The organism is Streptomyces sp. NPDC059142 (genome assembly GCF_042755665.1).
Lineage (GTDB): Bacteria > Actinomycetota > Actinomycetes > Streptomycetales > Streptomycetaceae > Streptomyces.
On the sequence record NZ_JBHZDA010000059.1, the window covers coordinates 1,866 to 15,961 of the forward strand.

Here is a 14,096-nt window from a genome sequence, read left to right on the forward strand (position 1 = left end):
CTCCGCCGCGGCCCTGTCCTTCCGGGGGGGGGGGCCCGGCCCCCCCCGGGGGGGGCGGCGCCCGGCGGGGGCGGGGGGGGGGCCCGGGGGCCGGACGGTTCCGCTCGCCTAGGAGGCGGGGAGGATCACCGAGCGGGTGAGATGGCGGGGGCTGTCCGGGTCGAGTCCGCGCCGCGCCGCGAGCGCGAGGGCGAGCCGCTGGACCCGTACCAGTTCGGCCAGCGGGTCGAGTTGCCCCGCCACCCACAGGCCGCCGGTCGCCGCGACCTGCTCGGCCAGACCGTCGGGGGCCTCCCCCAGCATCCAGGTCGCCGTGCCCCCGGTGGTGATGCTGATCGGGCCGTGCCGGTACTCCATCGCCGGGTAGGCCTCGGTCCAGGAGAGCGCGGCCTCCCGCATCTTGAGGGCGCCCTCCTCGGCGAGCCCGACCGACCAGCCCCGGCCGAGGAAGGTGAACTGGGTGCACTCCGTGAGGCCGTCGGGCAGCGGCTGCGCGAGGGCGGTCTCCCCGTCCACGGCCACGGCGTCGCTGTGCAGCCCGAGGCGGGCCCGGAGCAGCGTGAGCGCCGTGGTGGCGAAACGGGTCTGGACGACGGACCGTTCGTCGGCGAAGTCCAGGACGACCAGATGGTCGGCGGCGTCACGGATCGGCGTGGCCGGGTCCGCGGTGATCGCGGTCGTACGGGTCGTACCGCGGACGCCCGCGAGAAGGGCGAGCACCTCGGTGGTGGTACCGGAGCGGGTCAGCGCCACGATCCGGTCGTAGCGGCGGCCCGAGGGGAACTCCGAGGCGGCGAAGGCGTCGGTCTCCCCCTGGCCCGCGCCCTCCCGGAGCGCGGCGTAGGCGCGGGCCATGAAGAACGAGGTGCCGCAGCCGACGACGGCGACCCGCTCCCCCGGCGCGGGCAGCGCCTCCCCCACCGCCTGGTCCCCGGCCAGCGCGGCGGCCCGCCGCCAGCAGGCGGGCTGGTCGGCGAGTTCGGTCTCCACATGTGTCGCCTGAGCCATCTGTGCTCTCCGCTCCCGGTCGGGTGACCGACGATGTTCCGCAGGGTGATTTTTTCTGCATGCTAGAGCAGCGTTCCGATCAGAAACAAGCATCACCTTGCACGGTACGCTCAGGGGCGGCGCGGGAGCAGGCAGGGCCCGGCCGGTCGACGTCGGGAAAGGACGCGGTGGATCCGGTGAATCGCCACGAACGGCACACGGCCCTCCTGGAGCTGCTGACCGAGCGGCACCAGGTGGAGGTCGAGGCCGTCGCCGCCGAACTGGGGGTGTCCGTCGCGACCGTACGCCGCGATCTCGACCACCTCGCCGAGCAGCAGTTGCTGACCCGCACCCGGGGCGGGGCGGTGGCCCACTCCGTCGCGTACGAACTGCCCCTGCGCTACAGGACGGTGCGGCATGCCTCGGAGAAGGAGCGGATCGCGCGGGCGGCCGCGGCGCTGGTCGAGCCGGGGATGGTCGTCGGACTGAACGGCGGTACGACGACGACGGAGGTGGCCCGCGCCATCGCCACCCGTGGCGACCTCAGGGGCTCGGCCGAGGAGCCGGCGGTCACGCTCGTCACGAACGCGCTGAACATCGCCCATGAACTGGCGGTACGGCCGCACATCAAGGTCGTGACGACGGGCGGGGTCGCGATGCACCAGTCGTACGAACTGGTCGGCCCGCTGGCCCGGCACATCCTCGGCGCGGTCAGCCTCGACCTCGCGTTCCTCGGGGTGGACGCCGTGGACGCGGAGGAGGGCGCGGGCGCCCACAGCGAGCACGAGGCGAGCGTCAACGCGCTGCTCGCCGAGCGGGCGCGGACGCTGGTGGTGGTGGCGGACAGCTCGAAGCTGGGCACCCGCGCGTTCGCCCGGATCTGTCCGGTGGAGGACATCGGGACGCTCATCACCGACACGGGCGCGGCACGGCGGGCCGCCCGCTTCGAGGAACGCGGGGTTCCGGTCGTCCTGGTCTGACGGTGGCAAGGGGCCACGGCTCCCCGGTAAGGGGCCGCGGGGTACGGAGCCCCGGCTCCCCCGGTACGGCGCCACGTCCTCCGGTACGGCACACGGCGGCCCGGGGTCGTACGCGGCCGTCATGGCCGTCCGTACGCCCCCGGGCCGTGGGACCGGACCCGGCCGGTGCTACGCGGGTGACGCGCTCTCGGCCGTCTCCTCCGTCTTCCCCGTGACGGGCTTCCCGGCCGCGGCCGTCCCGGCCGGGGCGACCAGCGCGTCGGGGGCCGTCGCCGCGTATTCCGGCCAGCCGCCGGCCGGCGGGGCGGCCACCGAGCGCCACCACGGGGCGTCGGGGACCGCGTCCCCCGTGGGCTCGAAGGGCTGACCGGGGCGCGGCAGGGCGAGCCCGGCGCCCGCCCCGGCGGCGGCCTCGACGGTGCCCTCGCCCGGCTCGGCCCACGGATGCGGGGCCAGATTGAACGTCCCCCAGTGGATCGGCATCATCACGCCGGAGGGCCGGCCGCCCTGGAGGTCGAGATGGGCGCGCATCCCCTCGGCCGGGGTCATGTGGATGTCGGGCCAGTACTCGCTGTACGCGCCGATCTGGATCATCGTGGCGTCGAAGGGCCCGTGCTCGGCGCCGATCTCCGTGAAGCCCGGGAAGTAGCCGGTGTCGCCGCTGTGGTAGATCCGGTGCTCGGGCCCGGCCACGACCCAGGACGCCCAGAGGGTGTGCTGCTGGTTGCGCAGACCGCGTCCGCAGAAGTGGCGGGCGGGGGTGGCGGTGAGGCGGACGCCGGCGACCTCGGTGGACTCGTTCCAGTCCAGTTCGCGCAGCCGGGACGCGGGCACGCCCCAGCTCTCCAGGTGGGCCCCGACGCCGAGCGGCACGGCGAAGAGGGTGTCGGTGGAGGCGAGGGCACGGATCGTGGGCAGGTCGAGATGGTCGTAGTGGTCGTGGGAGATCACGACGACGTCCACAGGACCGAGCGCGGCGAGCGGTACGGGGACGGGGTGCAGCCGCTTCGGGCCCGCGAAGGAGAAGGGCGAGCAGCGCTCACCCCACACCGGGTCGAAGAGGACCCGCCGGCCGTCGATCTCGGCGAGGACGCTGGAATGCCCCATCCAGGTGAGCCGCAGGCCGGAGGCCGGGGGCGCGGCGAGGTCGGCGAGGGTCGTGGGGTGCACGGGGATGGTGCCGATCGGGGAGCGCCGGGCCCGTGCCTCCTTCTGGAAGTAGATCTTCGCGAACTCGATGCCCGAGGCCCCGGACGGTCTGGTCCTGGCCCCCACGGGGTTCTGGAACACCCCGTCGGCGAAGTTCGGCGAGCGGTGGATCCGCTCCAGCCTCTCCCCCGCCGAGTCGGCCCCGAAGGCCGCGGGTCGCAGCGAGCGCAGCCGGGAGCGCAACGAAAGGGGGGAACCAGCGCCTGTCACAGCACCTCCTGGAGGTTCGGTGTTGTCCCATTATGGCCGGGACCGTTCATCGGTGCGGGGCGAAATGATCGCAATTGATCACTCCCACCCCCTGCCGCGTACGCCCGTCCAACGTTCGTCACTGCCCCGGGGATTCCCGCTCATGCCTCCGATTCCTGTGATCTCCGGGTGAGCGCCGAGCGCCTGCGGACGGTGGAGGGGGGCGCGGGGCGGCGGAGGCCGGGGCGGCGGGGGCGGCCCCTGCGCCGGGGCGTGCGGTACGGCCATACTGGGGGACGGTCGGACCGTCCGGACCGTGAAAGGGAGACTGTGACGCAGCCGCAGACCGATCAGAGCGACCAGTTCCGCCACGATGTACTGGTCGTCGGGGGCAGCGGGGTGGATACCGTCGTCCGGGTCGATTCGCTGCCGGTGCCGCTCGCCGATTCCGTCCCGGTGGGGCCGATCCGTGAATGGCCCGGGCACACCGGTGGCAATGTGGCTCTGGGCTGCCGGAACTTGGGGCTGAACGTCAAGTTCCTCGACTACATAGGGGACGACTGGACGGGCGCGCAGGTGAGGGACCGGCTCACCGCCGGCGATGTGGACTTCGAGACGCTCATCTCCCCGGAGGGCACCCGGCGTGCGGTCAACCTCGTGGACAAGACGGGCCGCAGGATGTCCTTCCACGACGCCAGGGACCCCGAAGGCCTGCGGATGCCCCGCGAGTTCTATCTGCCGCATCTGCGGCGCGCCCGTCACGTCCACCTCTCGATCACCGACTTCACCCGCCATCTCTTCGACGACGTCGAAGCGCTCGGGGTCCCGGTCTCGACCGATCTGCACGACTGGGACGGACTCGACGACTACCACCGGGAGTTCGCCTTCCGCTCCGATCTGGTCTTCCTCAGCGCGGCCGGGGCGGGTGAGCGGATCGCCTCGCTGATGCGGGAGATCCTGCGCGAGGGGCGGGCCGAGGCGGTGGTCGCGACGGCCGGCGCGGGCGGCTCGTACCTGATGACCCGTGACGGCGGACGCACCCCGCGCCCGGTGCCCGCGACCGTCCCGCCCGCGCCGGTGGTGGACTCCAACGGCGCGGGCGACGCGTACGTCTGCGGATTCCTGTACGGGCGCCTCGCGGGCCTGGATCTCGAACGGAGCGCGGCGCTGGGCGCGGTCGCCGGTGCCCACGCCTGTACGGCCGAGGGCAGCGAGGCCCTGATCGGCCGGGACGACCTGCTCGCGGCCCGGGTGTGACCTCCCGGCGCCGATCCGCCCGGCTCAGGTCTGGCGGATCGGGGCGTACGCCTCCGCCTCCAGCCCGAACGTCCAGGCCACACCCTCCCTCGCCGAGCGGACGGTGGGCGGCACCCGCAGCCAGTAGGTGCGGTGGGTGCCGTCCGGCTCCGGCGTGGAGTTGACCACCTCGACCATCGCGACGTCCTCGTCACCGGTCAGCGCGATCCGCCACAGGACACCCGTCTCGTCCCGGTGGACGGGGCGCGCGTCCGACTCGCTCAGATAGCGCTCGAAGCCGTAGTACTCCAGCATCACCCGGCGCAGCTCCGCGTTGGGCTCCGCGCGGATCCGGCCGGGGGTCAGCGAGGGCAGCTCTCCGAGGAACGCGGCGGGGACCGGCATCCCGCGCCAGGCGTGCAGGGCGAAGCCGTCCGGGTAGGCGATCGCCGGTCCGTCGCCCCGGTCCAGCCGCCCCGCCTCGTCGCGGTGGAGGACGACGGGGCGCTCGCAGATCACCACCGCGTGTGCGTACGGCCACCACCAGCCCGCGTTCCGCGCCACCTCCGCGAGGCCCGCCAGCCGCTCGCCGTGGCCGTCGAACGCGGCGAGCCAGGCCGCGTCGTGCTGGCCGAGCACGGCGTCGAGCAGCAGCGAGCGGATCGTGGGGCCGTCGGCGCTTCCGCTCTCCCCGCCCTCCTCGGCCGCGTCCAGGACCCCGGCGCGTATCCGGTCGGCGAGGGCCCGTGTGGTGTCCCAGAGGCGGGCCCCGGTGGCGTTCCAGTGCCGGGCCCAGCCGTCCGGGCCCAGCGTGTCGTGCACCCTGCGCCGCTCCTCCGCCCAGGGGTACGTACGCACCTCGTCGCGTACGGACCGCCCGGCCCCGGTGAGCAGCAGCGCGGCCCGCGCGCCCGCCAGGGGCGATCCGGCCCAGACGATCCGCTCCGGCTCCGCGAGGCCCGCCGTGCGGTAGGCCAGCCGTACCCCCTGTTCGGCGGCGGGCCGGTCCGCCGCGCCCGTCGCCGCCGCGACAGCCCGCCAGGTGTTCATGTCACTCATCGTCATCGCCCCGCTCGCCGTCATCCCCGCCACCGTTCCCCGCTCGTCGTCGATCATCGGCCGTCACCATCGCCCTGCCGGCCCCTCGGCCGGCCGCGCCCGCTCAGTCGGCGACGAGGCGCACCGCGCCCGGCACGTACTCGCGCTGGCGCACCACCCGGAACCACCCCTTGGGCAGCGGGATCACCGCGTGTTCCTCGTGCACCACCCGTCCGCCGTCCGGGAGGTGCAGGAACACGGGCCCCGCCGGATCGCCCGACTCCCTGATCAGCCGCCCGGGACCCGGCACCGCGTGGGCGTGGCCGGTGACCTCGCCGAGCGCCAGGACCAGCCGGCCGCGCGCGTCCCTCGGCTCACCGGACACCCGCCCGGCGTCCCTCAGACACGGCGGCACGGACTCCTCCGCGACGGGCACGACGAGTACGTCTCCCTGCCGGAACATGGCTCTCCCCTCGACCGGCGGCGCCCGGTGCGCCGACCTGATGACGACGCTAAGGGCCGGGTCTGACAACGCGGCCCCGGCGCCCCCGGCCCGCCCGTCGCCCGGTGCCGCCCCACCGGCCGGAGTTGTCAGTGGCGCTTGGTAGAACTTCTCCACATCAGCCGATCACTGCCCGCCGGTGTCTGGAGCGTTCGTCATGACCATCAACCACCACATGCAGGAGCTGTACGGCCTGCCCGTGTTCGGCTTCCCCGACGCCGACGGGACCGAGGGGCTGCCGGACCCCGCCTCCGTGGCCTGGCGGCTGTCGGTCGACGCGTACGAGGCGGAGGAGGCGTGGGAGGAGGTGTTCGCCCGCTTCACGGCGACCGTGGACACCACCGGCGTCCGGGCGCTGATCGTCGGTTCGTGGAGCGACGCGTACGACTCGGACCCCGAGCCGGTCGTGGCGGCGCTGGTCGCGGCGCGCGACCGACTGCCCGCGCTGCGGGCGCTGTTCATCGGTGACATGACGTTCATGGACTGCGAGATCTCCTGGATCAACCAGGGACGGCTCACCCCGCTCCTGGACGCCTTCCCCGAGCTGGAGGAGTTCGGATCGCGGGGCGGCAACGGCCTGGAGTTCCCCGCCGTACGGCACGAGCGGCTGCGCTCGCTCAGGATCGAGACGGGCGGCCTCGGCGCCGACGTGGTGCGGGGCATCGGCGCGAGCGATCTGCCCGCGCTGGAGTCCCTGGACCTGTGGCTCGGCTCCGACGGATACGGGGCGGACACGACCGTCGCCGACCTGGCGCCCGTGCTGACCGGCTCCCGGCTCCCCCGGCTGCGCCATCTGGCGCTGCGCAACAGCGTCATCCAGGACGAGATCGCGGTCGCGCTGGCCGGGGCGCCCGTCGTGGCCCGTCTGGAGAGTCTCGACCTCTCCATGGGCACCCTCGGCGACGACGGCGCGGAGGCCCTCCTCGCCGGCCAGCCGCTCACCCACCTCAAGAAGCTCGACCTGCACCACCACTTCGTGAGCGAACCGGTGCGCGAGCGGCTTCTGGCGACCCTCGGCGCCGCCGGGGTGGAGGTCGACCTCTCCGAGGTCGAGGAGGCGGAGCAGTGGGACGACACGGAGCACCGCTACGTGGCGGTGGCGGAGTAACCGATGACTTCCCTCACCGGCGACCGGGACCCGGCGCCACGACTGACCGTGGTGGGCATCCCAGGAAACCGCCGCCTCTCCCTGTTCCAAAACGCGGTCCTGGCCGCCGGGCTGCCACCGGCCCGGGAGGTCGGCTGGCTCGACGTGCTGGGCGGCCGGGCCGTGTTCGGCGCCGGGGAGACCGTACGGATCGACTCCCCCGGCGAGGACGCCGAGGTGGACCGGCTGCTGCGCGGCACGGACGACCCGACCCGGGTCGAGGGCACCGGCCGCTGGTACGAGCGGTTCACGGCGGCCGCCCGTGACCTGGGCAGGGCGGCCATGTCCGGCGGGGCCACGCTGCTCGACGACCCGGAAGAGCTGGCGGTCCTCTTCGACAAGCGCCTCACCCACCGGGTGCTGGACGAGGCCGGCGTACGGGTCCCCCTGTCGCCCACCTCGGGCGCGGCGGCGCCCGCCGTGTCGGGCTGGGACGACGTACGGGCCCGGATGGCGGAGGCCGGGCTGCGCCGGGCGTTCGTCAAGATCGCCCACGGGTCCTCGGCCTCCGGGGTGCTCGCCGTGGGGATCGCGGGCCCGGGCCGGGTGAGCGCGATCACCTCCGTGGAGCTGGACGGCGCGGGCCGCCTCTTCAACTCCCTGCGGGTGCGGCGCTACACGGCCGAGCGCGAGGTGGCCGCGATCATCGACACCCTCGCGCCGGACGGGCTGCACATCGAGCGGTGGCTGCCCAAGGGGACGCAGCGGGGCCGCGCGGCCGATCTGCGCGTGGTGGTGGTCGCGGGCCGCGCCACGCACGCGGTCGTCCGTACCAGCGCCTCGCCCATGACCAACCTCCACCTCGGCGGAACGCGGGGCGACCTCGACGCGGTCCGGTCGACGGTCGACGCGGCGGGCGGCAGCTTCTCCACCCTTCTCGAACAGTGCGAGGCGGCGGCGGCCTGCTTCCCCGCGACCCACTGCGTGGGGGTGGACCTGATGCCCGAGCCGGGCTGGCTGCGGTACGCGGTCGCCGAGGTGAACGCCTTCGGCGACCTGCTGCCCGGCCTCGGCGGACTGCCCGAGCGCGAGGCCGCGGGCCTGGACACCTACGCGGCGCAGCTCGCGGCCCTGCCCCGCCGGGCCGGCCGCACGGCGGCGCTCCACCCCTGCGGAGAGCCCGGATGACGGCCCCACGCCCCGGAACGCCCGGGACCGTCCCCCCGCCCGACATGAACGAGGTGGTCGGGCGCGACGACCTGCTGCTCGTCACCCTCGACACGCTCCGCTTCGACGTGGCGCGCGAACTGGCCGCGGCGGGCCGTATCCCGCACCTCGCCCGCCATCTGCCGGCCGGCCGCTGGGAGGAGCGGCACGCCCCCGGCAGCTTCACCTACGCTTCGCACCAGGCGATCTTCGCCGGTTTCCTGCCGACCCCCGCCGCCCAGGGCCCGCACCCCCGGCTGTTCGCCGCGCGCTTCGGCGGCAGCGAGTCGACGGCCGCCGGGACGTTCGTCTACGACACACCGGACCTGGTCTCGGGGCTCGCCGCGGCCGGATACCGCACGGTCTGCGTCGGCGGGGTCGGCTTCTTCAACCGGCGGGGCGCGCTCGGCTCCGTCCTGCCCGGCATGTTCCAGGAGAGCCACTGGGAGCCGGAGTTCGGTGTGGCGTCCCCGGTCTCCTTCGAGGCGCAGATCGCCCGCGCCGAGCAGGTCGTCGCCGGGCTCGACCCGGAGCGCAGGCTCTTCCTCTTCGTCAATGTGTCGGCGCTGCACCAGCCCAACTGGTTCCACCGGCCGGGCGCCACCGAAGAGGCGGGCGACACCCGGGCCACGCACGCCGCCGCGCTCGAATACGTCGACCGGCACATCGGCCGGCTCTTCGCCGCCGCGAGCCGCCGCCGCCGGTGTTTCGCGATCGTCTGCTCCGACCACGGCACCGCCTACGGCGACGACGGCTGGAGCGGCCACCGGCTGGGCCACCCGTCCGTCTGGACGGTGCCGTACGCCCACTTCTTCCTTGAGCACGGGAGCGCCCCATGACCACCTCGCCGTCGCCCACGCCCCTGGCGACCCCACCGCGTCCGTACGAGAGTTACGTCTACGCCTATCCGCACAAGACGGCCTACCGCCCCCTCGACGACCGGCCCGCGCTGGCCGAGGAGTGGACCGGTGAGCGCAAGGACGCGCTCTCCCTCTATCTGCACATCCCGTTCTGCGAGGTCCGCTGCGGTTTCTGCAATCTCTTCACCCGGATCGGCGCGCCCGGGGAGCTGACGACGCGCTACCTGGACGCGCTGGACCGGCAGGCGACGGCGGTGCGCGAGGCGCTGGACGCGGACGGGGGCGCGGGCACGGAGGGACCGGTGCGGTTCGCCGCCGCGGCCTTCGGCGGCGGTACGCCCACCTATCTGGACGCGGGCGAGCTGGAGCGTCTCTGCGACCTGGCCGAGAAGCGGATGGGCGCCGATCTGCGCGCCGTCCCGCTCTCCGTGGAGACCTCCCCCGCGACCGCGACCGCCGACCGGCTGGCCGTCCTCGCCGAGCGGGGCGCCACCCGGCTGAGCATCGGGGTGCAGAGCTTCGTGGACGCGGAGGCGCGGGCCGCGGTGCGCCCGCAGCGCCGTGCGGAGGTGGAGGCCGCGCTCGGCCGGATCAGGGACGCCCGCATCCCGGTCCTCAACATCGATCTCATCTACGGCATCGACGGCCAGACCCCGGCGACCTGGCGCCGCTCGCTGGACGCGGCGCTCGCCTGGCGCCCCGAGGAGCTGTATCTCTACCCCCTGTACGTGAGACCGCTCACCGGCCTCGGCAAGCTCGGCGCGGGCAGTGACGCCCGGTGGGACCGGCAGCGGCTGGGGCTCTACCGGCAGGGCCGGGACCATCTCCTCGCCGAGGGGTACGAGCAGGTGTCGATGCGGATGTTCCGCCGCCGGGACGCGCCTCCCCAGGGCGCCGACGACTACGCGTGCCAGACCGACGGCATGATCGGGCTGGGCTGCGGGGCCCGTTCGTACACCTCGCGCCTGCACTACTCCTTCGACTACGCCGTCGACATGCGCGCGATACGGGCGATCATCGACGCCTACACGCGGACGGAGGACTTCTCCCGTGCCGAGGTGGGCCGCCGGGTCGACGGGGACGAGGCGCGCCGCCGCCATCTGCTCCAGTCGCTGCTCCAGGCCCGGGGCATGGCGGTGGCGGAGTACCGCGCGCGCTTCGGCGCCGATCCCGCCGAGGACTTCGGGACGGAGCTGGACCGGTTCGCCGCCCTCGGCTGGCTGGACAGCGGTGCGGGCCCCGGGCTGCTGCGGCTCTCCCCCGAAGGGCTCGCGCACTCCGACGCACTGGGCCCGGCGCTGTTCTCGCCCGCCGTACGGGCCGCGATGGCCGCGTACGCCTCGAAGTAGACCGCCGAGGCGGCCCGGCGCGGGCCGCCGCCGAAGCGTTCCGAACGCCCCGAAGGGAGCCCCATGGACCTGACGATCCTCTACCGCGGGCCGCTCGCCTCCTGCGACTACGACTGCCCGTACTGCCCGTTCGCCAAGCGGCGGGACAGCCCGGAGCGGCTGCGTGCCGACCGGGCGGCCCTGGAGCGGTTCACCGCGTGGGCGGCCGCCGCCACGGACGACCGGCTCTCCGTGCTGTTCACGCCCTGGGGCGAGGGGATGGTCCGCTCCTGGTACCGGCGGGCGCTCACCGAACTCTCGCTGCTGCCGCACATCCGCCGGGTGGCCGTCCAGACGAATCTCAGCTTCCGTACCGACGGGCTGGCGGACGCCGATCCCGCGAAGCTCGCCCTGTGGTGCACGTACCACCCGGGGCAGACGCCGTACGAACGTTTCCTGACCAAGGCCCATGAGCTGGCGGCGCGCGGGATCCGGTACAGCGTGGGGGTCGTCGGACTGGACGAGCATCTGGAGCACGCACGCCGGCTGCGCGCCGAGCTGCCCCCGCACGTCTACCTGTGGATCAACGCGGCCGAGGGACACACGTACACGGACGAGGAGGCCGCGCGGTGGACGGAGCTGGATCCGCTCTTCCCGTACAGCCGCCATCCGCACCGCTCGGCCGGACTGCCGTGCCGCACGGGCGAGTCGGTGATCTCGGTGGACGGTGAGGGCACGGTACGGCGCTGCCACTTCGTCCGCGCCGAGCTGGGCAATCTCTACGACGGCTCGTACCGGCGCGCGCTCGCGCCGCGGGCCTGTCCGCTGGCGGTGTGCGACTGCCATATCGGCTATGTCCATCTGGAGACGCTGCCGCTGTACGACGTCTTCGCGGGCGGGGTGCTGGAGCGGATCCCGGCGGGGGCGTGAGGTCACGACGCCCCCGCCGCCCGGGACCCGGGCCGTGTCAGTGCTCCAGGGGCAGCAGGTCCGGCCGCTTCGCCTCGATGTGGTCGCCGGAGGAGGCGCCGCGCAGCCTCCGTCCGATCCAGGGCACCAGATACTCGCGGGCCCAGTGGATGTCGTCGCGCCGTACTTCGAACGTGCCGCGCGGCGGCAGCGGCGGCCACGGCTGGTCCGGGTCGGCGGGGACGTCGACGCCGAGCACCTGTCCGGCGCGCAGCGCGACCCGGGTGTGGCCCTCGGGCGACAGATGCAGCCGGTCGCCGTCCCAGGCCCGCCGGTCCTGGACGGTCCTCAAGGACCAGAGGTCGAGGACGGGGCAGCCGTAGCGGTCGGCGATGGCCCGTGTGTGTTCGTTGAACGTGGCGATCTTGCCGCGCAGATGGCGCAGGACGGGCACGCGGCGGGTGTCGAAGCCGGTGGCCAGCATGACCGTGCCGACGGCGCCGGTGAGATCGGCGACGGCCCGCTCGAAGCGCTCGGCGACGTCGTCGGGGTCGGTGCCGGGGCGGATGATGTCGTTGCCGCCCGCGCAGAAGGTCACCAGGTCCGGGGCGAGTTTCTTGGCCCGGGGGATCTGTTCCGCGACGATCTGGTCGAGGAGCCGGCCGCGTACGGCCAGGTTGGCGTAGCGGAAGTCGCCGTGGACGGGGTCGGCCGTCGCACCGGAGAGCGGTAGCTGGTCGGCGAGGAGGACCGCGAGCCGGTCCGCCCAGCCGACGAACAGCCCGTCGGGTCCTGGATCTCCCACACCCTCCGTGAAGCTGTCACCGATCGCCGCGTACGACCCGAATATCTTGTCTCTTCTTGCTCTCGAATCGTCTGCCACAGCAGGGTATTTTCCACCCGGCCATGTGACCTACGCGACCGTAGGCAGGGGTTGACGTGGGGTGAGAAAGACCATCGGTCAATTTTCTTTCAAGTGGGAATAGCGAAATCCCGTACGGCCCGGCACTTATCGGTGCCGGGCCGTACGGGAAATGCGGGTGCCTCGGTGTGCGTCGGACGGGTCAGATGGAGACGCCGTTCTGGCGGAGGAAGGCCAGCGGGTCGACGTCCGAGCCGTACTCCGGTCCCGTGCGGATCTCGAAGTGCAGGTGCGGCCCGGTCACATTGCCGGTGGCCCCGGAGAGCCCGATCTGCTGCCCCGTGGAGACGCTCTGGCCGGCCGAGACGGAGAGGGAGGAGAGGTGGGCGTACTGGGAGTACATGCCGTTGTCGTGCCGGATGACGATCTGGTTGCCGTACGAGCCGCCGCTGCCCGCGGTCACGACGGTGCCCGCGCCGACCGCCTTCACGGTGGTGCCGGTGGAGGCCACGAAGTCCACACCGGTGTGGTAGCCGCTGGACCAGCTTCCGCCCGCGGCGCGGTACGCCGTACCGACGCCGACGCCGTCGACCGGCAGGGTGAAGCCGGAGGCGCTGGTCCGCGCGGCCGATTCGGCGGCGGGCGCCGCCTTCTTGGCCGCGGAGGAGGAGGTGCCGGACGAGGGCGCCTTCGACGACGTGGACGCCTTGGGCTTCGACTCGGTCCTCGACTGCTTCGAGGCGGCGGGCGCCTCGGAACGGGCGGTCGCGTTCCTGCCGCCGATGGTGAGCTTCAGGCCGGGGTGGATCAGCCCGGGGTCGGCGCCGACGGCCTGGCGGTTGTCCTCGTACAGCCGCTGCCAGCCGCCGCGTACGTTCTGCTCGTCGGCGATCTTGGAGAGGTAGTCACCGGCGACCACCGCGTAGGTGCGCACGCTCGTGCCCTCGGAGCGGGTGACCTGCGTCGCGGCGCCTCTCTGCGGGGCGGCGGCGGGCAGGTTCTGCGCGGTGTGCGCGGTGGCCGGCGCGGCCTGCGGAGCGGCGGCGGGCGCGGCCTGCTGCGCGGCGTGCGCGCCGGTGGCGCCGATGAGCGGCAGTGCGATGGCGGCGCCGCCCGTTCCTGCGGCGATGAATCCGCGCGAGAGCGGGTTGGTCTTCGGGCGGCGGTGCTTACCCTTCGCGGGCATGGCGAATTCCTCTCCGGCGCCTACGAGGTGAGCTGTCGGGTTCGGGCTGGAGCTGCCCGGCCGCGCGTGGTGCGCGACTTCACCCCGAGCCGTCCTGATGCCGGAGCACCGGAACGGCGTACTACCTGGGTCCCCCGCTCCTGCCACGCGTGAATGGGTGGATGGTGTCCCCGAGGCGGCGGCAGGATTCGGCGTTCCGCTCGGATTGAGGGTGAACGTAGGCGAGTGGGACGGCCGGAACAAGCCACCCTTTTCCGTCGGCGGCGCCCGGGTCCTTCCGGGGGAAGATCGCCCGTCACCCTGCGTGGAGTTCCGCCTCCAATTCCCTTTCGAGCGGGCCTTTCCCTTTCGCGCCGTCACCACGGAACGTCACGGATATGATCCTGCTCACGAGACGCGCCCCATCTCCCCCGCGACCGGGGCAGGTTATGCGGAATCAGTCAATCCGGACAGAGGTGTGTTTGGGCGTTTCCTCCCCGCATGACCGGTCCGTGCGTGGACGTCCCCCGGCCGTTCC

General features: G+C 73.6%; 13 protein-coding genes and 1 riboswitch. Of the genes, 7 read left to right on the forward strand and 6 right to left on the reverse strand.

Going from position 1 to position 14,096, the window contains the following annotated elements; genetic code table 11:
- Window positions 1-108 precede the first annotated feature (108 nt).
- Window positions 109-1,008 (reverse strand): SIS domain-containing protein, encoded by a 900-nt coding sequence (locus ACFXPK_RS21105; RefSeq protein ID WP_385000956.1) that lies wholly within the window; start codon window positions 1,006-1,008, stop codon window positions 109-111.
- Window positions 1,009-1,184: 176 nt separating this feature from the next.
- Between ACFXPK_RS21105 and ACFXPK_RS21110 the strand changes: the two genes are divergently transcribed.
- Window positions 1,185-1,967: a DeoR/GlpR family DNA-binding transcription regulator gene (locus tag ACFXPK_RS21110; RefSeq protein WP_385077554.1), complete on the forward strand. Its 783-nt coding sequence runs from the start codon at window positions 1,185-1,187 to the stop codon at window positions 1,965-1,967.
- Between the two features lie 168 nt (window positions 1,968-2,135).
- On the opposite strand, the gene ACFXPK_RS21115 is transcribed toward ACFXPK_RS21110, so the two are convergent.
- Window positions 2,136-3,386, reverse strand: a complete 1,251-nt coding sequence (locus tag ACFXPK_RS21115) for an MBL fold metallo-hydrolase (protein ID WP_385000962.1) — start codon at window positions 3,384-3,386, stop codon at window positions 2,136-2,138.
- 357 nt (window positions 3,387-3,743) lie between these two features.
- Between ACFXPK_RS21115 and ACFXPK_RS21120 the strand changes: the two genes are divergently transcribed.
- A complete protein-coding gene (locus ACFXPK_RS21120; RefSeq protein WP_385000997.1) occupies window positions 3,744-4,622 on the forward strand; it encodes a carbohydrate kinase family protein in 879 nt (292 codons plus the stop codon).
- Between the two features lie 24 nt (window positions 4,623-4,646).
- On the opposite strand, the gene ACFXPK_RS21125 is transcribed toward ACFXPK_RS21120, so the two are convergent.
- Together ACFXPK_RS21125 and ACFXPK_RS21130 are read right to left on the reverse strand one after the other, a co-directional pair.
- Window positions 4,647-5,660 (reverse strand): DUF6745 domain-containing protein, encoded by a 1,014-nt coding sequence (locus ACFXPK_RS21125; RefSeq protein ID WP_385077612.1) that lies wholly within the window; start codon window positions 5,658-5,660, stop codon window positions 4,647-4,649.
- 103 nt (window positions 5,661-5,763) lie between these two features.
- Entirely contained in the window at window positions 5,764-6,102 is a 339-nt protein-coding gene (locus tag ACFXPK_RS21130) for a hypothetical protein (RefSeq protein ID WP_385000965.1), read from the reverse strand.
- Between the two features lie 196 nt (window positions 6,103-6,298).
- Between ACFXPK_RS21130 and ACFXPK_RS21135 the strand changes: the two genes are divergently transcribed.
- From ACFXPK_RS21135 to ACFXPK_RS21155, 5 genes are all read left to right on the forward strand, one after another.
- On the forward strand, window positions 6,299-7,249 hold the full coding sequence (locus ACFXPK_RS21135; protein WP_385077557.1) for an STM4015 family protein: 951 nt from the start codon (window positions 6,299-6,301) through the stop codon (window positions 7,247-7,249).
- Window positions 7,250-7,252: 3 nt separating this feature from the next.
- A complete protein-coding gene (locus tag ACFXPK_RS21140) occupies window positions 7,253-8,416 on the forward strand; it encodes an STM4014 family protein (RefSeq protein ID WP_385077560.1) in 1,164 nt (387 codons plus the stop codon).
- 44 nt (window positions 8,417-8,460) lie between these two features.
- A complete protein-coding gene (locus ACFXPK_RS21145; RefSeq protein ID WP_385077563.1) occupies window positions 8,461-9,273 on the forward strand; it encodes an STM4013/SEN3800 family hydrolase in 813 nt (270 codons plus the stop codon).
- On the forward strand, window positions 9,270-10,643 hold the full coding sequence (locus ACFXPK_RS21150; protein WP_385077565.1) for an STM4012 family radical SAM protein: 1,374 nt from the start codon (window positions 9,270-9,272) through the stop codon (window positions 10,641-10,643). Before ACFXPK_RS21145 ends, ACFXPK_RS21150 begins: the two co-directional genes overlap by 4 nt.
- A 63-nt stretch (window positions 10,644-10,706) precedes the next feature.
- On the forward strand, window positions 10,707-11,552 hold the full coding sequence (locus ACFXPK_RS21155; RefSeq protein ID WP_385077568.1) for an STM4011 family radical SAM protein: 846 nt from the start codon (window positions 10,707-10,709) through the stop codon (window positions 11,550-11,552).
- A 37-nt stretch (window positions 11,553-11,589) separates the two neighbouring features.
- Here ACFXPK_RS21155 and ACFXPK_RS21160 read toward each other — a convergent pair whose 3' ends face one another.
- Complete coding sequence (locus tag ACFXPK_RS21160) at window positions 11,590-12,414, reverse strand: SGNH/GDSL hydrolase family protein (RefSeq protein ID WP_385000977.1); 825 nt, start codon at window positions 12,412-12,414, stop codon at window positions 11,590-11,592.
- A 181-nt stretch (window positions 12,415-12,595) separates the two neighbouring features.
- Window positions 12,596-13,579: a peptidoglycan DD-metalloendopeptidase family protein gene (locus tag ACFXPK_RS21165; protein WP_385077571.1), complete on the reverse strand. Its 984-nt coding sequence runs from the start codon at window positions 13,577-13,579 to the stop codon at window positions 12,596-12,598.
- 4 nt (window positions 13,580-13,583) lie between these two features.
- A riboswitch (cyclic di-AMP (ydaO/yuaA leader) is annotated at window positions 13,584-13,749 on the reverse strand.
- Window positions 13,750-14,096: the final 347 nt, after the last annotated feature.